This is a genomic window from Proteus appendicitidis, from assembly GCF_030271835.1.
Taxonomy (GTDB): Bacteria; Pseudomonadota; Gammaproteobacteria; order Enterobacterales; family Enterobacteriaceae; genus Proteus; species Proteus appendicitidis.
On record NZ_CP127389.1, the window covers coordinates 1,032,984 to 1,053,080 of the forward strand.

At 38.9% G+C, this 20,097-nt stretch carries 19 protein-coding genes; 15 read left to right on the forward strand and 4 right to left on the reverse strand.

Annotation, left to right across the window (positions count from 1 at the left end):
- Positions 1-135 precede the first annotated feature (135 nt).
- Complete coding sequence (lpcA, locus tag QQS39_RS04740) at positions 136-714, forward strand: D-sedoheptulose 7-phosphate isomerase (RefSeq protein ID WP_006534804.1); 579 nt, start codon at positions 136-138, stop codon at positions 712-714.
- A 53-nt stretch (positions 715-767) separates the two neighbouring features.
- A complete protein-coding gene (locus QQS39_RS04745) occupies positions 768-1,535 on the forward strand; it encodes a class II glutamine amidotransferase (protein WP_109373915.1) in 768 nt (255 codons plus the stop codon).
- Here the strand turns inward: QQS39_RS04745 and QQS39_RS04750 are convergent.
- On the reverse strand, positions 1,506-2,273 hold the full coding sequence (locus tag QQS39_RS04750; protein WP_285805479.1) for a L,D-transpeptidase family protein: 768 nt from the start codon (positions 2,271-2,273) through the stop codon (positions 1,506-1,508). The two genes, QQS39_RS04745 and QQS39_RS04750, sit on opposite strands and share 30 nt — an antisense overlap.
- Positions 2,274-2,688: 415 nt before the next feature.
- Between QQS39_RS04750 and QQS39_RS04755 the strand changes: the two genes are divergently transcribed.
- From QQS39_RS04755 to nqrM, 8 genes are all read left to right on the forward strand, one after another.
- Positions 2,689-4,029, forward strand: a complete 1,341-nt coding sequence (locus QQS39_RS04755; protein ID WP_285805480.1) for a Na(+)-translocating NADH-quinone reductase subunit A — start codon at positions 2,689-2,691, stop codon at positions 4,027-4,029.
- Positions 4,030-4,032: 3 nt separating this feature from the next.
- Complete coding sequence (locus QQS39_RS04760) at positions 4,033-5,271, forward strand: NADH:ubiquinone reductase (Na(+)-transporting) subunit B (protein WP_151434487.1); 1,239 nt, start codon at positions 4,033-4,035, stop codon at positions 5,269-5,271.
- Entirely contained in the window at positions 5,264-6,052 is a 789-nt protein-coding gene (locus QQS39_RS04765) for a Na(+)-translocating NADH-quinone reductase subunit C (RefSeq protein WP_285805481.1), read from the forward strand. The genes QQS39_RS04760 and QQS39_RS04765 overlap by 8 nt, the downstream gene beginning before the upstream one ends.
- Entirely contained in the window at positions 6,045-6,674 is a 630-nt protein-coding gene (locus QQS39_RS04770) for an NADH:ubiquinone reductase (Na(+)-transporting) subunit D (protein WP_151434489.1), read from the forward strand. The genes QQS39_RS04765 and QQS39_RS04770 overlap by 8 nt, the downstream gene beginning before the upstream one ends.
- A gap of 5 nt (positions 6,675-6,679) precedes the next feature.
- A complete protein-coding gene (gene nqrE / locus QQS39_RS04775; protein ID WP_151434490.1) occupies positions 6,680-7,276 on the forward strand; it encodes an NADH:ubiquinone reductase (Na(+)-transporting) subunit E in 597 nt (198 codons plus the stop codon).
- Between the two features lie 16 nt (positions 7,277-7,292).
- Entirely contained in the window at positions 7,293-8,519 is a 1,227-nt protein-coding gene (gene nqrF / locus QQS39_RS04780) for an NADH:ubiquinone reductase (Na(+)-transporting) subunit F (RefSeq protein ID WP_151434491.1), read from the forward strand.
- 87 nt (positions 8,520-8,606) lie between these two features.
- The gene (locus tag QQS39_RS04785) at positions 8,607-9,629 is read left to right on the forward strand and encodes an FAD:protein FMN transferase (protein WP_285805482.1); all 1,023 of its coding nucleotides are present in this window, start codon (positions 8,607-8,609) and stop codon (positions 9,627-9,629) included.
- Positions 9,630-9,648: 19 nt separating this feature from the next.
- Positions 9,649-9,876: a (Na+)-NQR maturation NqrM gene (gene nqrM / locus QQS39_RS04790; RefSeq protein WP_151434493.1), complete on the forward strand. Its 228-nt coding sequence runs from the start codon at positions 9,649-9,651 to the stop codon at positions 9,874-9,876.
- Between the two features lie 92 nt (positions 9,877-9,968).
- Here the strand turns inward: nqrM and QQS39_RS04795 are convergent, their stop codons facing one another.
- Positions 9,969-10,841 (reverse strand): glycerophosphodiester phosphodiesterase family protein, encoded by an 873-nt coding sequence (locus QQS39_RS04795; protein ID WP_285805483.1) that lies wholly within the window; start codon positions 10,839-10,841, stop codon positions 9,969-9,971.
- A 232-nt stretch (positions 10,842-11,073) separates the two neighbouring features.
- Here QQS39_RS04795 and dinB point away from each other — a divergent pair, with 232 nt between their 5' ends.
- Positions 11,074-12,129: a DNA polymerase IV gene (dinB, locus tag QQS39_RS04800; protein ID WP_285805484.1), complete on the forward strand. Its 1,056-nt coding sequence runs from the start codon at positions 11,074-11,076 to the stop codon at positions 12,127-12,129.
- 89 nt (positions 12,130-12,218) lie between these two features.
- Here the strand turns inward: dinB and QQS39_RS04805 are convergent, their stop codons facing one another.
- Positions 12,219-14,381 carry a TonB-dependent siderophore receptor gene (locus QQS39_RS04805; protein ID WP_285805485.1) on the reverse strand — a complete coding sequence of 721 codons (2,163 nt, stop codon included), beginning with the start codon at positions 14,379-14,381 and terminating at the stop codon, positions 12,219-12,221.
- Positions 14,382-14,676: 295 nt separating this feature from the next.
- Complete coding sequence (pepD, locus tag QQS39_RS04810; protein ID WP_151434497.1) at positions 14,677-16,134, reverse strand: beta-Ala-His dipeptidase; 1,458 nt, start codon at positions 16,132-16,134, stop codon at positions 14,677-14,679.
- Between the two features lie 353 nt (positions 16,135-16,487).
- Here pepD and gpt point away from each other — a divergent pair, with 353 nt between their 5' ends.
- The 4 genes from gpt to proB all read left to right on the forward strand — a co-directional run bounded on the left by gpt (position 16,488) and on the right by proB (position 20,093).
- Positions 16,488-16,949 (forward strand): xanthine phosphoribosyltransferase, encoded by a 462-nt coding sequence (gene gpt / locus QQS39_RS04815; RefSeq protein ID WP_006534780.1) that lies wholly within the window; start codon positions 16,488-16,490, stop codon positions 16,947-16,949.
- Between the two features lie 201 nt (positions 16,950-17,150).
- The gene (gene frsA / locus QQS39_RS04820; protein ID WP_151434498.1) at positions 17,151-18,401 is read left to right on the forward strand and encodes an esterase FrsA; all 1,251 of its coding nucleotides are present in this window, start codon (positions 17,151-17,153) and stop codon (positions 18,399-18,401) included.
- Between the two features lie 71 nt (positions 18,402-18,472).
- Positions 18,473-18,874 carry a sigma factor-binding protein Crl gene (gene crl, locus QQS39_RS04825; protein ID WP_151434499.1) on the forward strand — a complete coding sequence of 134 codons (402 nt, stop codon included), beginning with the start codon at positions 18,473-18,475 and terminating at the stop codon, positions 18,872-18,874.
- 115 nt (positions 18,875-18,989) lie between these two features.
- Positions 18,990-20,093: a glutamate 5-kinase gene (gene proB / locus QQS39_RS04830; RefSeq protein ID WP_109373927.1), complete on the forward strand. Its 1,104-nt coding sequence runs from the start codon at positions 18,990-18,992 to the stop codon at positions 20,091-20,093.
- Positions 20,094-20,097: the final 4 nt, after the last annotated feature.

Here is a 20,097-nt window from a genome sequence, read left to right on the forward strand (position 1 = left end):
ACAATATAGCTCACAAATTATTCGTAAATGAGAGAAGTTAGCATTTGTCGATAATCAGTATCTTCTTTCATGACATTTAATCCGTTACACTGAGAAACAGAAAATTTCGATTACCCTTTCTGGAGTAAAAATCCTATGTACCAAGATCTTATCCGTGGTGAATTAACAGAAGCAGCAGATACACTTTCTCGTTTTCTTCAAGATGATGCAAATATTGAAGCTATTCAAAAAGCGGCAGTATTATTAGCAGATTCTTTTAAAGCAGGCGGTAAAGTATTATCTTGCGGTAATGGTGGCTCTCATTGTGATGCAATGCATTTTGCAGAAGAATTAACTGGACGTTATCGCGAAAATCGCCCTGGTTATCCTGCCATTGCTATTTCAGATGTAAGCCATATCTCATGTGTAAGTAATGATTTTGGCTATGAATATATCTTCTCCCGCTATGTTGAAGCTGTGGGTAAAGAAGGTGATGTTCTGCTGGGTATTTCAACCTCAGGCAATTCAGGCAATATCATCAAAGCAATTAGTGCTGCGCGTGAAAAAGGCATGAAAGTCATTACGCTAACAGGTAAAGATGGCGGAAAAATGGACGGTACAGCCGATATTGAAATTCGTGTACCTCATTTCGGTTACGCTGATCGTATTCAAGAAATTCATATTAAAGTTATCCATATTCTGATCCAATTAATTGAAAAAGAAATGGAAAAATAATTTGTTGATATTGCTATAAATTAGCAAGAAATATCAGCAAGAAGGAGTGAGCGATGTGTGAGTTGTTAGGCATGAGTGCAAATGTACCGACAGATATTAATTTCAGTCTAAGTGGATTAATTCCAAGAGGTGGTAAGACAGGACCTCATAAAGATGGTTGGGGAATTACGTTCTATGAAGGATTGGGATGTCGTACATTTAAAGATCCTCAAGCTAGCGCAATTTCACCAGTCGCTCGCTTTGTGCAAGAATACCCTATTAAATCAGAGGCTGTGATTGCTCATATTCGCCAAGCGAATCGAGGTAATGTCTCTTTAGAAAATACCCATCCTTTTACCCGTGAATTATGGGGAAAAAACTGGACTTATGCACATAATGGTCAACTAAAAGGTTATCAATCTCTTGATACTGGGCGTTTTAGAGCCATTGGGCAGACGGATAGTGAAAAAGCATTTTGCTGGATCTTAAATCAGCTCGATAATCGCTATAAAAGAACCCCTGCGAATTGGTCTGCTGTATTTCGTTTTATCGCTGTTTTAGCCTCTCAATTAAAGCAAAAAGGGGTTTTTAATATGCTGTTGTCAGATGGTCGGTTTGTAATGGCATATTGTTCAACTAATTTACATTGGATCACACGTAAAGCGCCTTTCGGCAAAGCGAAATTACTTGATCAAGATGTAGAAATCGATTTCCAGCAACACACACAATCAGATGATGTGGTTTCTGTTATTTCAACATTACCATTGACTGGAAATGAATCTTGGCAGCGTATTCCCGCTGGCGAGTTTGTCTTATTTGATCGTGGTGTGCGTATTCTGTAACCATTTGCTTTCACTATTTTGCGATAAGTTAAGGATAGGATTGACACTATTAGGTGAAGTCAACGTGCTATTAACGAAATAACGCCCATCTTGAACGGTAACAGATGGGATTTGTTTGCGTTCTTCAACATATTGGTAGGCTGGCATAAGTTGTTGCCAGAAATCCATATCTTTTGAATACTGATGTTTTTTCATATTTTCAGCGGTCATTTTAAATGGAAAAATATGAATATTAATCGTAGATTGACCCCCTAGTAGCGCCAATTCAGCATACTGATAAATTTCATCCATCACAGGATCAGTCATTGCATAGCAACCAACCGATTTACATGCCCCGTGGATCATTAAAAAATCACCTGTATATCCTTTTGATTTGTCATATTGATTAGGAAATCCCAGGTTGATTGCTCGGTAAAATCGACTATTCGGATTTAATTGTGAGAAATTAACCTGATAAAAACCCTCAGGGCTTTTTAAGTCACCTTGAAACTTTTTAGGCCCAAGACCTCCGGAATAGCTACAAATAGGGTAAGTACGTACTTTTTCTAATTGCCCATCTAATTTTTCTGTATAAAGTTCAAGTAAGCTTTCTTCTTTGAAAATCTGAATATAGATAGGCTGCCCTGTACTTTTTTTAACAGGTTTCATTAGAAAACTTGAATTGTTTTCAGCGTTAACTAATAAGGAAATTAACATTAATGTTAAAAAACTGATTAGTTGTTTTGCGTGACTGGTCATGGTTTTATCAGAAAAATAGCTTAAAATTTGTTGATAAAGTAGATCTTAGATTGCTATGAAGCAATAAATTTGTAAATTAAAATCTGATATGGTTTCTTTTCTTTTACAAAATATTCCGTATGAAATTTAAGCGCTCGTCGAAAAAGATGATATTTTAATTCGGTTTATACGAGTTGTTAACGTTTCAGTCAAAATAATATTCCCATTTGCTTGAGCTAAATCACTCGAATAGTCAGACAGGTTTAGGCTGAGATGATAAAATTCAGTTCGGCAGAATAAGAGAAAATAGTAACAATTATCGGAGATAAATAACTTAGGGTTTAAAAATGCCTTAAGATGTTTTTATTACAGAGTCGCTACATTTTCGGGGTGAATTTGTAGCTTAGGGTTTAACTGATAAACTTGTGCAAATCTTATGATTAAAATTAAAAAAGGACTCGACCTCCCAATTGCAGGAGCGCCTGCCCAAGTGATAGAAGACGGCCCCGCGATTCGACACGTAGCATTGCTAGGTGAAGAATATGTTGGTATGCGTCCTTCTATGATGGTTTCGGAAGGTGAGCATGTAAAAAAAGGGCAAATTCTTTTTGAAGATAAAAAGAATGCCGGTGTTGTTTTCACCAGCCCAGCTTGTGGTAAAGTCGTTGCAATTAACCGCGGCGAACGTCGTGTGTTCCAATCTATCGTTATCGAAATTGATGGCGACGAAGAAATCACCTTTAACCGTTATGATAGCTCAACGCTCTCAGACCTGACCCGCGAACAAGTTGAAACTAACCTCGTTGATTCGGGAATGTGGACTACATTAAGGACTCGCCCTTATAGCCGGACTCCGCATTTAGGTACAACACCTGTCGCCATTTTTGTCTCTGCAATGGATACAAATCCGCTTGCAGCAGATCCTATGGTTATTATTGAGCAAAATGAGAAGGCATTTAATGATGGTCTTGTTGTTTTAACTCGTTTAACCGAAGGCAAAGTCTATGTTTGTCATGGTGAAAAATCACCTACAAAATTAAATGATGGACAAATTAGCTATAACCAATTTGCAGGACCACATCCAGCAGGATTAGTCGGTACACATATCCATTTTTTAGAGCCGGTGAGTGCTAAGAAAATGGTTTGGCATTTAAATTATCAGGATGTCATTGCGATTGGTTATTTGTTTACAACAGGTTCTTTATATACAGAACGTGTTGTTGCATTAGCTGGCCCTCAAGTAAAAGTACCGCGTTTAGTGCGTACTCGTTTAGGGGCTGATCTCTATGAGTTAACTAAAGATCAATTAGTTGATGGTGAAAACCGCATTATTTCTGGCTCTGTATTATGGGGATGGAAATCTGATGAGGCTCATCACTATTTAGGTCGTTTCCATAACCAAGTTTCTGTATTACGAGAAGGTCGTGATAAAGAGTTATTTGGTTGGGGTATGCCGGGTAGCGATAAATTTTCTATCACTCGTACAACTATCGGTCACTTCTTAAAAAATAAACGCTTTGCATTTACAACCACAATGAATGGTGGCGAACGTTCAATGGTACCAATTGGTAACTATGAGCGTGTAATGCCGTTAGACATTATGGCAACGCATTTATTACGTGATTTAGTTGTAGGTGATACTGACAGTTCTCAAGCATTAGGTTGTTTGGAATTGGATGAAGAAGATTTGGGATTATGTACTTATGTTTGCCCAAGCAAATATGAGTATGGCCCAGCACTGCGCCAAGTCTTGACCAAAATTGAGCAGGAAGGGTAACTCATGGGTTTGAAAAATTTGTTTGAAAAAGTAGAGCACCATTTTGAGCCTGGAGGCAAATTAGCAAAATGGTACGTACTTTATGAAGCAGTGACCACGGTATTTTATACGCCAGGTACTGTCACGCGTAATGGTGGGCATGTTCGTGACACTATTGACCTAAAACGCATGATGATCTTAGTTTGGTTGGCTGTTTTCCCAGCAATGTTTTGGGGAATGTATAATGTCGGTCATCAAGCTATCCCTGCGCTGAATCAGTTATATAGCGGTGCAGAATTACAGCAAATCATTGCTTCAGATTGGCACTATCGCCTTGCTGAATTCCTTGGCGCATCATTAACAACAGATGCTGGATGGGCAAGTAAGATGCTACTTGGTGCAACTTACTTTTTACCTATTTATCTTGTTGTTTTTGCGGTGGGTGGATTTTGGGAAGTTCTTTTTGCCTTTATTCGTGGCCATGAAATTAACGAAGGTTTCTTTGTTACATCAATCTTATTTGCCTTGATCGTACCGCCAACATTACCACTTTGGCAGGCTGCATTAGGTATTACGTTTGGTGTTGTTATCGCGAAAGAAATCTTTGGTGGTACAGGGCGTAACTTCTTAAACCCGGCATTAGCAGGTCGTGCATTCCTGTTCTTTGCTTATCCAGCTCAAATTTCAGGTGATCTGGTTTGGACTGCGGCTGATGGCTTCTCTGGTGCGACACCATTATCACAATGGTCTGTATCGGGTCAAAGTGCGTTATTAAATACCGTCACTCAACAACCTATCTCTTGGATGGATGCTTTCCTTGGATATATCCCAGGATCGATAGGTGAAGTTTCAACACTGATGATTTTAATCGGTGGGGCTGTCATTCTTTTTGCTCGCATTGCTTCATGGCGTATTGTTGCTGGGGTAATGGTGGGTATGATTGCAATGTCATACCTGTTTAATTTTATTGGTTCAGATACTAATCCTCTCTTCTCAATGCCTTGGCACTGGCACTTAGTATTAGGTGGTTTTGCTTTCGGTATGATGTTTATGGCAACAGATCCAGTATCCGCATCGTTTACCGATAAAGGTAAATGGGCTTACGGTATTTTGATTGGCGTAATGGCTGTGCTTATTCGTGTCGTCAATCCGGCTTACCCAGAAGGTATGATGCTGGCAATCTTATTCGCAAACTTATTTGCACCACTGTTTGATTACGTGGTTGTTCAGGCGAATATTAAGCGGAGACAAGCTCGTGGCTAAAGAGAAAAACAAAGATAGCGTCGCAAGAACGTTCCTCGTTGTATTTATTCTATGTCTTGTGTGTTCCGTGGTAGTAGCAGGAGCAGCCGTTGGACTGAAGTCTAAACAAGAAGAGCAAAAACTTCTTGATAAACAACGTAATATTCTTGATGTTGCGGGTCTGCTCGTACCTAAAATGAGTGCGGCAGATGTACTGAAAGTGTATGACACTCGCATTAAAGCCAAAATTGTTAATTTCCAGACAGGTGAACTGACTGATAGTAAAGGCAATTTTGATTTAAACGCGGCATTACGTAGTGATGATACTTCCATTGCATTATCTCCAGAAGAAGATCTTGCAAAAATTCGCCGACGTTCAAATACCGCAGAAGTATATTTTGTTCTTGATGAACAAGGCAAAACGACTGAAGTCGTTCTACCTGTTTATGGTTCTGGCTTATGGTCTGTGATGTATGCATTTATTGCGGTTGATATTGATGGTGTGACTTCTAAAGGTATTACCTATTATGCTCATGGTGAAACACCGGGCTTAGGTGGTGAAGTTGATAACCCACAATGGAAAGCACAATGGAAAGGTAAGCGCTTAATTAATGAAGAAGGCGTACCTGCTATTAAGATTGTGCGTAGTGGCGCAGCAGCTGGCAACCCTTATGGTATTGATGGGCTTTCTGGTGCGACGCTGACCTCAAATGGTATCCAGCATATGTTCGACTTCTGGTTAGGCGAAAAAGGTTTCGGCCCATTCCTGAAAAAAGTGCGTGAAGGAGAGATCAATGGCTGATACAAAAGAAATTAAACGAGTTTTACTTGGGCCATTGTTAGATAACAACCCGATTGCCTTACAGGTATTAGGTGTGTGTTCTGCATTGGCGGTAACAACAAAACTTGAAACCGCATTGGTGATGACAATTGCGGTAACTCTGGTTACTGCATTCTCAAGCTTCTTTATTTCACTTATTCGTAATTACATACCAAGTAGCGTTCGTATTATTGTTCAAATGGCGATTATTGCTTCATTAGTTATCGTTGTTGACCAAATACTGCAAGCTTATGCGTATGAAATTTCTAAGCAACTTTCTGTTTTCGTTGGTCTTATTATTACTAACTGTATTGTAATGGGGCGTGCTGAAGCTTATGCGATGAAAGCACCTCCTATTGAAAGCTTTATGGATGGTATTGGTAACGGCTTAGGATATGGCGTTATCTTGATCCTTGTTGGTTTTTTACGTGAACTTTTTGGTTCTGGTAAATTATTCGGCATTACAGTGATGGAGTCTATCCAAAATGGTGGTTGGTATCAGCCAAACGGTTTATTCCTGTTAGCACCAAGTGCGTTCTTTATTATTGGTTTGCTAATTTGGGGATTACGTACATTAAAACCTGCACAGGTTGAAGAGGACTAATCGCCATGGAACATTATATAAGCCTGTTTGTTCGTGCTGTTTTTATTGAGAATATGGCGCTCGCATTCTTCTTAGGGATGTGTACATTCCTCGCCGTTTCTAAAAACGTAAAAACAGCGTTTGGATTAGGTATCGCTGTTACCGTTGTTCTAGGTCTTTCTGTACCGTTGAATAACTTGGTTTACAACTATGTGTTACGTGATAATGCATTAATGGAAGGTGTTGATTTAAGTTTCTTAAACTTTATCACTTTCATTGGTGTGATTGCGGCACTGGTACAAATCCTAGAAATGATTTTAGACCGCTATTTCCCTTCGCTGTATAACGCACTAGGGATCTTCTTGCCACTTATTACCGTTAACTGCGCCATTTTCGGTGGTGTGTCATTTATGGCACAACGTGACTATAACTTTAGTGAATCGATTGTTTATGGTTTCGGCTCTGGGATTGGTTGGATGTTAGCCATCGTATTACTGGCTTCTATCCGTGAGAAAATGAAGTACGCGGATGTACCGGCAGGTATGAAAGGGTTAGGCGTTACTTTTGTCACCACAGGGTTGATGGCATTAGGTTTCATGTCCTTCTCTGGTGTTCAGCTATAAAGGGTGAGAAGAACTCATGGATATAATTATTCTAGGTGTCGTGATGTTTACCCTGATTGTATTGGTATTAACAGCGTTGATTTTGTTTGCAAAATCAAAACTGGTCAATACAGGGGATATTTCAGTTGAGGTCAATGGAGACCCAGAAAAAAGTTTTGATGCACCAGCAGGTGATAAATTACTTAACGTATTATCAAACGAAGGTATTTTTATTTCTTCAGCTTGTGGTGGCGGTGGCTCTTGTGGTCAGTGCCGCGTTAAAGTGCTGGAAGGTGGCGGTGATATTTTACCGACAGAACTTTCACATATTAACAAACGTGAAGCTAAAGAAGGTTGTCGTTTAGCGTGTCAGGTAAACGTAAAAAACAACCTGAAATTAGAATTACCAGAAGAAATCTTTGGTGTTAAAAAGTGGGAATGTGAAGTTATCTCAAATGATAATAAAGCCACTTTTATTAAAGAATTAGTGTTAAAAATTCCTGAAGGTGAGGTTGTACCTTTCCGTGCTGGTGGGTTTATTCAAATTGAATGTCCTCCTCATACGGTACGTTATGAAGATTTTGATGTACCAGAAGAGTATCGTGAAGATTGGGATAAATTTAATTTGTTCCGTTATGTTTCTGAGGTTAAAGAAACTACTGTACGTGCTTATTCAATGGCGAACTACCCTGAAGAGCATGGCATCATCATGTTAAACGTGCGTATTGCAACACCTCCGCCACGTAATCCTGATGTGCCACCAGGAATTATGTCATCGTATATTTGGTCATTAAAACCGGGTGATAAGGTGACAATTTCAGGGCCATTTGGTGAATTCTTTGCTAAGAAAACCGATGCTGAGATGATCTTTATTGGTGGTGGTGCGGGTATGGCGCCAATGCGTTCACATATCTTCGACCAATTAAAGCGCTTACATTCTAAACGTAAAATCAGCTTCTGGTATGGTGCGCGTTCTGTTCGTGAAATGTTCTACACAGAAGATTTCGATATGCTTGCAAAAGAAAACGAAAACTTCACATGGAATGTTGCGCTTTCAGATGCACTGCCTGAAGATAATTGGACTGGCTATACTGGATTTATTCACAATGTGTTGTTTGAGAACTACCTCAAAAATCACCCAGCACCAGAAGATTGTGAATTCTATATGTGTGGACCGCCAGTGATGAACGCAGCAGTGATTAAAATGCTCAAAGATTTAGGCGTTGAAGATGAAAACATTATGCTGGATGACTTTGGGGGTTGATCCTAAATCCTAACTTCCAATAAAGCATAAATGAATGAAATGACAAGCGCCCACTTATGTGGGCGCTCATGATCAGAAGAGAGAGTTATGTTAAAAAGAAAGATGATCAATTGGGTAGTGATGCTGTCTGCATTAGTTCTATTATCTGCATGTGGTGAAAAGCAACAGGTATTAGAAGGTGAAACCATGGGAACTTATTACTCGATTAAATATGTTCCTGACAGTAATTCACCTCCACAAAACGTCTTACAAACAGAGATTGATCGTATTCTTGAAGAAGTTAACGATCAAATGTCAACATATCGTCCTCATTCTGAACTCAGCCGTTTCAATCAAAGTCGTGAAATTAATACTCCATTCCCTGTTTCACCCGCGACAGCTAAAGTAGTCAGTGAAGCTATCCGTATTAATAAAATAACTGATGGTGCTTTAGATGTGACTGTTGGGCCGTTAGTTAATTTATGGGGATTTGGCCCAGAAGGTCGATTTACGCATCAGCCTTCTGAAGATGAATTAGAAAAACGTAAACAATGGATTGGAATTGATTACCTTGCTGTTGAAGGTAATTCATTAATTAAGAAGATCCCTGAACTTTATGTCGATCTCTCTTCAATAGCTAAAGGCTATGGCGTTGACGCTGTGGCTGAATATTTAATTTCACAGAATATTACTAACTATATGGTTGATATTGGTGGTGAAGTGAGAACCCAAGGCATGAATGGTAATGACAAGCTTTGGCGTATAGCGATTGAAAAACCGGCGAGTGATGGCACAAAACAGAGTGTTCAGCTAATTATTGAACCGGGTGATAACTCAATAGCCACTTCTGGTGATTATCGTAACTATTTTGAAGAAAATGGGGTTCGTTTTTCTCATACTATTGATCCAACCACAGGTCATCCTATTAAACATAACCTTGTTTCTATTACTGTGATTGTGCCAACTTGCATGAGTGCAGATGGTCTTTCGACAGGATTGAACGTTTTAGGACCTGAAAAAGGGTTAGCAGTAGCAAATGAGCTAAATATTCCTGTCTTTATGATAGTGAAAACTGAAAATGGGTTTGAAGAGCGTTATAGTAAAGCATTCATCCCATTCTTGAAAAAGTAGAATTTAAGGAGAGAAGGTTATGTTAAAAATATTTCTATTTGCCTTCATCTTATTCTTGATTGCCTTTTTTGGTATGGCGTTAGGCTATATTGTAAAACGTAAAAGCCTTCAAGGTAGCTGTGGCGGTTTAGGCGCTATGGGCATAGAAAAAGAGTGTGATTGCCCCGAACCTTGTGATGCACGTAAAAAACGTATGGCAAAAGATGTCGCAAGAGAAGAATTACTTAATAAAAATAGAATTCTTTAAGTAAGAGATAAAAATAAAAAAAGAGTGGTGTATCTGTTTACATCACTCTTTTTTATTTGTTTCTAAAAAAACGAAGCTAAAAGCGAAGGCGCTTACTCTTTTCTAAATGCTTTCATCTTTGCGGGTGAATCGACCATAACTGCATCAGCGCCTAATTCTGTGGCTTGAATATAATCTTTCTCTGTATTGATCCCAAAAAGAACAATATGAGCATTGCCACCAGCACGAAAACAAGACATGGCATCTTTATCCCAACTCAGAACCGATGCTGAGCGTGCTTCACCTAATGTGTATTTCTCAACAACTTCTACTTTGCGGTGAAGCTCCAGCCCATACCAACGAGTAATATCTAAATTTTCAGGTAGTAGGCAAACATGGCTCATTGTGATGTTGGCTAAAATATCACGAGTGATATCACGACTTTCAAAACGTTGTACATCAGTTGGTAAGGCGTCAAGAAATGCGGTATTTGTAGAATAAACGCGGGTTCTATCCAGTGCATTATGATTACGAAGTACGGTAGTTAATGCTTCACCTTGGATTGCTGGATCAGCATCAGGTGATTTTAAATCAAGATAAAACTGTGTTGTGGGGAATTGAGTTAAGATTTCATCCAATGTTGGAATGGTGACACCTTTATTTCGATAAGGAAATTGTTGTGCTTCACCAAATTTATAGCCCGCATCCCATTGTTTAAGCTGCTGTGCAGTAAAGTCAGACACACTACCTTGCCCATTCGTTAAGCTTTTTAAATCGCTAGGGCGATAAAGGACAGGAATATTATCTTTCGATAATTGAATAGTGATCCAAATTGCATCAGCTTGATTAGCAAGGGCTGTTTTTATAGCAATTTCAGTATTTTCAGGGGCATCAGCGGTGCCACCTCGATGTGCGATAATTTTAGGAGATGCCATAAGAATTACAGAATAAAAAAAGAGAGAAATAGCGATGAATAATTTGATCATGAAAAACATTTCCTTGTTTTATATGTAGTTACAAAACAATATTTAAAATTAATGTAATTAATCAGAGAGCAAAAACAATCTATCACCACTTTGTGACAATTCTATAAATAAACAGACTAATTCAGATTTTTATGAGAAATACACCTCAATAGAGGGAGATGAGAAGGAATAAAAATTGTAGTTAATATTTATTTACTGTATATTTAAACAGTAAATAAAGTGAGGTGATTGTATGCGTAAAATTATTCATGTTGATATGGATTGTTTTTATGCTGCGATTGAAATGCGAGATAATCCAGCACTAAAAGAGATCCCAATTGCGGTAGGAGGCAATGCTTCTAGCCGAGGTGTTATCTGCACCGCGAATTATCCTGCCCGTCGTTTTGGTGTCCGTAGTGCTATGTCAACAGCAACGGCGTTGAAGTTATGCCCTCACTTAAAAGTTTTACCCGGCAGAATGCCCCTCTATAAAGAGATATCAGCAAAGATCCGCCAAATTTTTTCTCGTTATACTCACCTTATTGAACCTCTTTCACTCGATGAAGCTTATCTTGATGTATCTGATAGTCAGCATTGTCATGGCTCAGCAACCTTAATCGCTCAAGAAATTCGCCAACAAATTTTTGATGAGTTAAATCTCACGGCATCCGCAGGGATTGCACCGATTAAATTTCTTGCAAAAATTGCTTCTGATATCAACAAACCAAATGGGCAATTTGTTATTACACCTGAGCAAGTCGATGATTTTATTTTAAAATTACCGCTTAATAAAATACCAGGGGTAGGTAAGGTGACATTTGCTCGCTTACAAGAAATGGGCTTAGAAACATGTGCAGATATTCGCCGTACTGATGTTATTTCTTTAGTAAAAGTGCTTGGGAAATTTGGTCAAAATTTATGGGAACGCAGTCATGGCATTGATGAGCGTGACATTAATCCTGACAGACTTAGAAAATCAGTCGGAGTTGAGCGTACTTTTGCCTCAGATATTAATTCTTGGGATGATTGCTTATCATTACTTGACGGGTTATATAGCGAATTAGAAAGGCGACTGACAAAAGTGAAGCCTGATTTAAGGATAGCAAGGCAAGGCGTTAAACTAAAATTTGATGATTTTCAATTAACGACACAAGAGCATACTCATCCTATTTTAGAAAAAGCCGATTTAATAAATATTGCCTACCAAGCATGGCATGAACGCAGAAATGGTCGAGGTGTACGACTAATTGGATTTCATGTCACCTTACAAGATCCACAAATAGAGCGACAACTTCTTTTAGCACTGTAAGAATTAAAAAACCATAGCCGATCAACAGACAGGCTATGGTTAACGCAGTTAATTTATGTAGATAATCTATACGGTTAATTTATATGGTATTACCAGCGATAATTCATTGTTGCTGTCATTGTTCTGCCAATCCCATAAAAGCATGCACTATCACCAGCACAAGATGCAACATAGTGTTTATTTGCAATATTATTCATATTAAGTTGAATTTCAGCACCTTTTAAAGAAGGTGATAGCTCACCTAATGAATAACCAATCATCGCATCGTAAAGAGTCACAGCCGGTACACTAATTGTATTTTTAGTATCACCTTGAGATACACCCACATATCTCACACCAACGCCAGCTTTAGCCCCATTAAATAACCCAGATGTTTCATCATATTGACCCCAAAGTGATGCCATATGCTTAGGAACGCGAGGAAGCTCTTTTCCTTGTGTTCCCTCAATAATGGTTTTTCTTACTTCAGTATCGGTATAAGCATAACTGCTGATAAATGAAATATTTTCAGTTAATTGGCTATTAATTTGCGCTTCAACACCACGACTTCTAATTTCACCCACAGGTTCGAAATATGCTTTTTCAGCATTGTAGTTGGTTACATTGCGTTGTTGTAATTGATAAACAGAGAGTGTTGCCAATGTTTGTTCATTTGGTGTGAGGTATTTGATCCCCGCTTCTAATTGACGACCTTCACTCGGATCAAATGGTGCTGTACCTGGTGCGCGACGAGTTTGTAAATTAGGCTCAAAAGAGGTGCTATAGCTAATATAAGGAGAAATACCATTATCAAAAGCATATAGAAGCCCTGCGCGACCCGTTAATTTATGATCATCTTGTTGATCATAGCTTTTAGCTAAGAAATCATGAGTCCGAACTTGAGCCCAATCTTGGCGTAAGCCTGCAAGTAAGATCCAATTTTTCCATTGGATCTGATCTTGTAGATACAACCCGACTTGATCACGTTTTTGTAACTGATCGGTTGCGGGTTTTTGTAAGCTCATATCAATTGGGTAGTGATAATTAGGATCACGCCAATCAAGATCGTACTCAGGACCCATTGCACGGAGTAAGTTATCTTGATCTTTACTCCACTGATAATCAATACCTGCAATCACAGTATGATTCAGTTTTGCAGTAGTAAAGTCGGCTTGTAAACGAGTGTCTATTCCTAAAGTATCTGTTTCTCGCTGCTCTTGTTGCGCTCTGCGCTCAAGAACATAAGGGTTATCTTTTCTTAAAGATCCAAATACAAGGTATTTATATTTTTGATTAATATGGCTATATCGAGCATGTTGTACAATTTTTAATGAGTCATTAAACTCGTGTTCGAATTCATAACCTATACCATATTGTTGACGCCATGATTTATGGTAATCGGGATTATTGACATCAAAATCAAAGGGAATTGTACCAGCGGGAGTGCTTTTAACCGTACCATAGGCAGGTAAAAAATTACGATATCCCGCTTCAGGCTCTTGCTGAATAAAGCTTAATAGCGTTAAGCGAGTTTGTTCATTAGGTAAGAACGTAATCGCAGGAGCAAGTGCAAAACGCTCTTCTTTATAGTTTTTTATTTGTGTGTGTTGGGTTTTTGCAATACCGTTTAGACGATAAAGTACACGATTATCATCACTTAATGCCCCTGAAAAATCAAAAGCGGTTTCTGCTAATTTATCGTTGCCTGCACGTACTTGAATATGACGAATAGGGGATGCAGTGGGTCTTTTACTTGTCATTGCGACAATGCCACCTGGGTTTACTTGACCATAAAGAACAGATGCAGGTCCTCTAACAACTTCAACGCGTTCTAATAGCCATGGATCAATTGCACCCGTTGATGATGATGCTCCCATTCCGTAGCTTAGGCCGTCAAGAAAACGTGGTGCATAGCTGTAACCACGAATAAAAACTTCATCATTACGATTAGAACTTCCACGATATTCTGTGAAAACGCCGGGTGTATAACGTAACGCCTGAGAAACTGAACTGACATCTTGAGCATCCATTTGATCACGGGTGATCACGCTAATAGATTGCGGTGTTTTTTCAATTTCAGTCGATGTTTTATTTGTTGATAATGTTTTTGTTGCGACAAAACCGGAAATCGGTGCTTGAGGATCTTGTGATGGAGATGCGGTAACAATTATCTTTTCAGGTACATTTTTATTGACTGCCGCGTGAATTTGAACAGAGAGTAAACTTAACGGTAAAGCGAGAAAGACACTAGCAACGCAGTTTTTATTAGACACAGTAGAACCCTTTAGTTTTTTATTATTTAACTTTAAATGCGGAAGCCATGAAAATATCACTCCGAAAACATTAATACTAATGATAATGATTAGCATTCTATATATTTAATTTATTAAGATTTGTTTTCTTATTCCGTAATGAAATAAGTAATTATGAAATTGGCTATATAAGGAATAAATTATGATCTTTAAGGTAAATAAGGTGTGATTGGGTGGGATAAATTATTTTTTGTGATGGTTTAGAAACAAAAAACCCGCCAATTAAGCGGGTTTCATTATTAACGCTAAAGCGAGATTATTTAGCAGGGATTGCTTTTAAAATCGCAGTTAATAATTGCCAGTATTGACCGACGCTCTTAATGTGAACGCGTTCGTCTGGTGAGTGAGCGCCACGGATTGTTGGTCCAATAGAAACCATATCCATATCTGGGTAAGGTTTTTTGAACAGACCACACTCAAGACCTGCGTGGATAACCATGATGTTTGGCACTTTATCAAATAGTTGTTGGTAAGTGTCACGAACTAAATGCATAACAGGAGAGTCTGCATCTGGTTTCCAACCAGGATAGCCGCCTTTGGTTTCGATATCTGCTTTAGCGAGTTTTGCTAATGCTGTTAGCATGCTAACAACATAGGTTTTACCACTATCAATCAGAGAACGAATTAAGCACAGGATCTCTACTTTATCGTCAACAATGCTAACAACACCGACGTTTAATGAAGTTTCAACAACACCTTCAACGTCATCACTCATACGAATAACACCATTTGGCATTGCATTGAGTAGGTTGATTAAGCGTTCTTGGCAATCTGTTGTGAAAACTTTTTTATCTGTTGTTGTATCAGTTAATTCAACTTTCAGATTTTTTTCAGCAATAGCTAATTCAGTTTTTAACAGCGCTTCAAATTTCGCTTTTACAGTATCTAGTTGGTTTGCTTTATCCGCTGGAATTGCAAAAACAATGTTTGCTTCACGAGGGATCGCATTACGCAGTGTACCACCGTGGAAATCAATTAATTTCAGTGATAATTCTTCGGCATGATCTGCTAAGAAACGCGCTAATAATTTATTTGCGTTACCTAAACCTAAATGGATATCACCACCAGAGTGACCCCCATTTAATCCTTTTAGAACCAGTTGTTTAACAACGTGCCCTGCTGGGATTGCATCGTAAGAAAGGCTTACTGTGGTTTTAACATCAATACCACCCGCACAGCCCATGTAGATTTCACCTTCTTCTTCTGAGTCTGTGTTGATCAGAATATCAGCTTGTAACCAACCCGGTTGTAAACCAAAGGCACCGTCCATACCTGTTTCTTCAGTCATGGTTAACAGCACTTCTAATGGTCCGTGTTTAACAGTATCGTCAGCTAAAACAGCCAACGCAGATGCCATACCAACACCATTATCTGCACCTAATGTGGTGCCTTTCGCTTTGATCCATTCGCCATCAATGTAAGGTTGAATCGGATCTTTAGTGAAGTCGTGAACGGTATCATTGTTTTTTTGCGGCACCATATCTAAGTGTGCTTGTAAAACAACCGTTTTACGATCTTCCATGCCTTTGGTTGCTGGTTTACGAATTAAAATATTGCCAACGGCATCGCGCTCTGCAAAAAGTCCTTTTTCACTTGCCCAAGAAAGAATGTGGGTAGCTAAGGCTTCTTCATGATGTGATGGATGTGGAATCGAACAAATTTTTGCAAAAATATCCCATAGTGGTTGTGGGGATAGAGTAGATAGTTCAGACACGATGGATCTCCTCTAACAGCATCTGTGTTATTGATAGCCTACCGCTTTTTTAAGGGTTAGCTTTATTATTCTGAGCGTTATACGCCAATATAGTTGAGAATATCACTTTCTTCTGATGAATGCGTCATTCTATTCACATCTCTATCTAAGAAATTAGATCTCCATTTTGTATTCATTTTTTATATGGTTCATTTTTTAATCATAAATAGGTATTACAGAAAAAAATAAGGCTAATCTCATCTGTTTTCACGTTTTCTCTGGTTTTTAGGCGCTCAAATCACTATAATCTCGCGCAACCTTTTTTTCCGCAAAAAAGCTTCTCTCGAAATTTAAGTAGCTAGGATCACAATATTATGAGCGAAAAATATGTTGTAACGTGGGATATGTTGCAAATACATGCCCGTCAATTGGCGCAACGTTTATTACCAGTCGAACAGTGGACAGGCATTATTGCTGTCAGCCGTGGGGGATTAGTCCCTGCTGCATTACTTGCTCGTGAATTAGGTATCCGTCATGTGGATACAGTCTGTATTTCTAGCTATGACCACGATCATCAGCGTGACCTCAAAATCTTAAAAAAAGCAGAAGGTGATGGTGAAGGCTTTATCGTTGTTGATGATTTAGTCGATACTGGTGGTACTGCTAAAGTTATCCGTGAGATGTATCCAAAAGCGCATTTTGTTACTATTTTTGCAAAACCAGAAGGGCGTCCTTTAGTGGATGATTTTGTGGTTGATATTCCGCAAAATACATGGATTGAACAGCCTTGGGATATGGGTGTTGCCTTTATTCCACCAGTTTGCGATCAAAAATAAGTTGATAGCATTCACTTTGCTGTTTTAATTGAGATCCTCGCTTAGGCGGGGATTTTTGTTTTTAAGCTTTTTTCTCTTCTTCTTTATGATGTCTTCGTGCGATTGCTTGTCGTGATACACATTGTTCCAGTCGATTTCATGCTATGATAAAGCCAGACTTTTTAGCCCCTTTATACGATATCCACTGATTTGAAGAGTGATATGGCAAACAATACGAATCTTTCTGAAGCTTTATTTAAGCCACGAGCAAAACACGCTGAAACCTCAACGCTAATTCAGTACACCCATCCAAAATCAAATATTAATACCTATACCGTGCTTAATGGTACCAGCCAGCAAAATTGGTATCGGACTATTCAACGTTTACTTTGGATTTGGCGTGGAATTTCTCCTATTGAAATAGAAGAGGTGTTAAGTCGAATTGCTGTGCAGGATGCTCCTCGTAGTGACGATAAATTTATTGATACCGTTGTAGGGTATCGTAAAGGAGGTTGGTCATTTGAGTGGTCACATCAAGCTATGATCTGGCAACAAAAAGCATTACGTGAAGAGTCTGGTGATGCCGCCGCCGATTGTTGGTTACAAGCCGCACATCTCTATAGTATTGCTGCATATCCTTTTATTAATGGTGATTTTTTAGCGGATCAAGCCGTTATTTTGTCGATGAAAGCTTTTGAGAATGCGACGAAATTCTCCTCTTTTGAAGTTAAAAAACTGACATTTAAATTAGAGGGAAAAGGGACGACAACAGGGTTTCTACATTTACCCAAAGATTGTAGAGGTCCTTATCCTACCGTGTTATTTTGTGGCGGATTAGACGGCTTACAAAGCGATTATGTCAGTTTCTTCCGTAACTATCTTTCCCCTAAAGGTATTGCAATGCTAACACTGGATATGCCCGCAATTGGTTATTCAGTAAAACAAAAACTAACGGAAGATACATGCCAATTACAAGGTGAAGTTCTAAAACAACTTTCTGAAGTACCTTGGATTGATCATACTCGTATTGGTGTAATGGGCTTTCGCTTTGGCGGTAATATTGCCGTACGTTTAGCTTATATCTACCCAAAATTGATTAAAGGCGTTGTTGCCTTAGGTCCGTTGATCCACACTTTCTTTACCCAAGCTGAATTGCAGAAAAAAATTCCTGTGATGTATCTTGATGTGTTAGCAAGTCGCTTAGGGTTATGGAATATTGATGAGAATAACCTTCGGTTATTATTGAGCAGTTATTCTCTGAAAAACCAAGGCTTGATTGGGCGACGTATGCCTGTTCCTATGATGGGGGTTTATTGGAAAGGTGATGAAATAAGCCCTAAAGAGGATTCGCAATTAATTGCACGCTCCTCCATGGATGGTGACATTCTTGCTATTAATGACAAGCCGCTTTACGAAGGCTTAGAGCTAGCGTTACAAAAAAGTGCAGATTGGATCTATGATAAATTAATATAATTAATTTTGAACAATAACTTGCTAATTATATTAGATTATATAACAGTAGGGTTTCTAAGGAGACTGAATTTATGACTTCATCTTTGAACCCTACCCGAGGTAAGTTATTAAAGCGTTTTGCTCAAATCGGCCCATATATCCGAGAGCAACAATGCCAAGAGAGCCAGTTCTTTTTTGACTGCTTAGCTGTTTGTGTAAATAAAAAAGTCGCGCCGGAAAAACGAGAGTTTTGGGGCTGGTGGATGGAATTAGAACGCAATAATGAGCAGCTCATTTATCATTATCAAATTGGGCTATTCGATAAAAATGGTGATTGGCTTCATCAGAACATAAGTAAGAATGATGTTGTTGAGTCAATCAATGAAACACTTATTCGTTTTCATGAATTTCTTCAACTTGCAGTGAGTGAATTAGATATGAAACTCATTCCAGATGAAAAAATGAACAAATTTCCTCTTCCCATTCAGCCCTAATTTTGTGTTAGGGCAACTTTTCATAGATTTTGCGTTATGTCAGTTGGCATAACGCTTCTCTCCTGATAAAACTGTGTATCATCTTTTTAAATAATCAACAAGAATGGTAAATGTTATGAGTAGCAGCCAAACGCTGGTTGTTAAATTAGGGACAAGTGTACTTACTGGTGGTTCACGACGTCTGGATCAGTCTCATATTGTGGAACTGGTTCGCCAATGTGCCAAACAACACGAAAAAGGGCATCGGATTATCATTGTCACTTCAGGTGCAATTGCCGCAGGGCGTGAATATTTGAATTATCCTGATTTGCCCGCAACTATTGCTTCTAAACAGTTGCTTGCTGCTGTGGGGCAAAGCGCTTTAATTCAAGTATGGAAACAGTTATTTGCCATTTATGGTATTCATATTGGTCAAATGCTATTAACGCGTGCCGATATTGAAGATAGAGAACGTTTCCTAAATGCGCGTGATACATTACATGCACTGTTAGATAACCATATTATCCCGGTTATCAATGAAAATGATGCTGTTGCTACCGCGGAAATTAAAGTGGGTGATAACGATAATTTATCAGCATTAGCGGCTATTTTAGGCGGTGCAGATAAACTGTTATTACTGACGGATATTGAAGGGCTTTATACGGCTGATCCTCGCAGTAACCCAGATGCTAAATTGATCCCAGAAGTTTTTGATATCAATGATGAGTTACGCCAAATGGCAGGTGATAGCGTATCAGGTTTAGGTACGGGTGGTATGGCAACAAAACTGCAAGCAGCAACCGTTGCAGGCCGCGCGGGTATTGATGTTGTTATCGCCGCAGGCGTACAACCTGAAGTTATCGCAAAAGTTATCAATAATGAACCTGTTGGAACGTTATTCCATGGCTTACAAAGCCCATTAGAAGCGCGTAAGCGGTGGATCTTTGGTGCGCCAATTGCTGGTGTGATTGTGGTTGATGAAGGGGCTGAAAACGCAATTAAAGAAAAAGGTAGCTCCCTTTTACCAAAAGGTATCAAAGAAATTAAAGGCGATTTCTCGCGTGGATGTGTTATCCGCATTCAAAGTTTACAAGGTAAAGATCTTGCTCATGGTGTTGCACACTATAACAGTGATGCACTGCGTCTAATCGCAGGACACCATTCACAAGAAATTAGTCAAATTTTAGGTTACGAGTATGGCAGTGTTGCTGTGCATCGTGATGATATGATTGTTAGCTAAGGAG

What these genes read in the sequence shown, in the direction of transcription:
- lpcA (WP_006534804.1), top strand. Translation starts at nt 136, where the DNA reads ATGTACCAAGATCTTATCCGTGGTGAATTAACAGAAGCAGCAGATACA.
- QQS39_RS04745 (WP_109373915.1), top strand. Translation starts at nt 768, where the DNA reads ATGTGTGAGTTGTTAGGCATGAGTGCAAATGTACCGACAGATATTAAT.
- QQS39_RS04750 (WP_285805479.1), bottom strand. Translation starts at nt 2,273, where the DNA reads ATGACCAGTCACGCAAAACAACTAATCAGTTTTTTAACATTAATGTTA.
- QQS39_RS04755 (WP_285805480.1), top strand. Translation starts at nt 2,689, where the DNA reads ATGATTAAAATTAAAAAAGGACTCGACCTCCCAATTGCAGGAGCGCCT.
- QQS39_RS04760 (WP_151434487.1), top strand. Translation starts at nt 4,033, where the DNA reads ATGGGTTTGAAAAATTTGTTTGAAAAAGTAGAGCACCATTTTGAGCCT.
- QQS39_RS04770 (WP_151434489.1), top strand. Translation starts at nt 6,045, where the DNA reads ATGGCTGATACAAAAGAAATTAAACGAGTTTTACTTGGGCCATTGTTA.
- nqrE (WP_151434490.1), top strand. Translation starts at nt 6,680, where the DNA reads ATGGAACATTATATAAGCCTGTTTGTTCGTGCTGTTTTTATTGAGAAT.
- nqrF (WP_151434491.1), top strand. Translation starts at nt 7,293, where the DNA reads ATGGATATAATTATTCTAGGTGTCGTGATGTTTACCCTGATTGTATTG.
- QQS39_RS04785 (WP_285805482.1), top strand. Translation starts at nt 8,607, where the DNA reads ATGTTAAAAAGAAAGATGATCAATTGGGTAGTGATGCTGTCTGCATTA.
- nqrM (WP_151434493.1), top strand. Translation starts at nt 9,649, where the DNA reads ATGTTAAAAATATTTCTATTTGCCTTCATCTTATTCTTGATTGCCTTT.
- QQS39_RS04795 (WP_285805483.1), bottom strand. Translation starts at nt 10,841, where the DNA reads ATGATCAAATTATTCATCGCTATTTCTCTCTTTTTTTATTCTGTAATT.
- dinB (WP_285805484.1), top strand. Translation starts at nt 11,074, where the DNA reads ATGCGTAAAATTATTCATGTTGATATGGATTGTTTTTATGCTGCGATT.
- gpt (WP_006534780.1), top strand. Translation starts at nt 16,488, where the DNA reads ATGAGCGAAAAATATGTTGTAACGTGGGATATGTTGCAAATACATGCC.
- frsA (WP_151434498.1), top strand. Translation starts at nt 17,151, where the DNA reads ATGGCAAACAATACGAATCTTTCTGAAGCTTTATTTAAGCCACGAGCA.
- crl (WP_151434499.1), top strand. Translation starts at nt 18,473, where the DNA reads ATGACTTCATCTTTGAACCCTACCCGAGGTAAGTTATTAAAGCGTTTT.
- proB (WP_109373927.1), top strand. Translation starts at nt 18,990, where the DNA reads ATGAGTAGCAGCCAAACGCTGGTTGTTAAATTAGGGACAAGTGTACTT.